Genomic DNA, 694 nt, shown 5'->3' on the forward strand with positions numbered 1-694 from the left:
TTTCAAGATGAGCGAGCTGGGGATCATTCAATTCCCAGATTTAGCCCACAAGACCGGTACGGTTGTCGAAGTCAGCATTCGCACCACCGGCCTGACGGTGCTGTTCGATGGTGCCACAAGACCGACCATCTTAGACCAAATCTATATAGCTCTTTTGTCCGAGTAGCAGTTTTCGGACAGCCCCCCTTCCTTCTCTGACTGCCGTTCGAGCCGACAATCCCGATGGCCGTCCGTACTCGCAGTTGGGCCAACGGCGACGTCGACCCGTAAATTTCCCAAGTGCCGGCAACCAGGCGCACTGGTTAAGTGGCGGCAGGTTGAGCGCCGCTCCATGAAAACACAAAAGCCAAAGCAATGGGCCGACCGCGAGGTCCGGCAATTGGTCAAGCTCGCCCGGCAGGGCGTTGGCACAACGAAGATAGCCGCCGAACTGGGCCGCCACGCCGGATCGGTGAGGCGAATGGCACGAACGATGGGAATACTGGTTAAGAAGTAGCCGTCGATGTCCGGTTTACCGCCAAAATCGGCCGAAGAGCGGATGGCCTCCGAGGTCGCAGATGGGCCACAGCACAAAGTCGCTGCGCTCCAGCCCGCTGCGCGGGACCAAGAACCGAGAGGCCGGTAGCCGATCCGAGAGGACGGCGATAGCGGGGTGGCAGGGTCAACATGATCAACTCGCGTCAGGGCCCGCCTA

Annotated in this window: 1 protein-coding gene; it reads left to right on the forward strand. The window is 59.8% G+C overall.

The window, feature by feature from the left end; translation table 11 throughout:
- Window positions 1-331: 331 nt before the first annotated feature.
- Window positions 332-496, forward strand: a complete 165-nt coding sequence (locus QCM77_RS46005) for a hypothetical protein (RefSeq protein WP_280097153.1) — start codon at window positions 332-334, stop codon at window positions 494-496.
- The last annotated feature ends 198 nt before the right edge of the window (window positions 497-694 follow it).

Origin of the sequence: Bradyrhizobium nivariense (assembly GCF_029846695.2) — a bacterium.
Lineage (GTDB): Bacteria > Pseudomonadota > Alphaproteobacteria > Rhizobiales > Xanthobacteraceae > Bradyrhizobium.

Excerpts from the sequence above, each read along its gene's own strand:
- QCM77_RS46005 (WP_280097153.1), top strand. The coding sequence starts at position 332 with ATGAAAACACAAAAGCCAAAGCAATGGGCCGACCGCGAGGTCCGGCAA.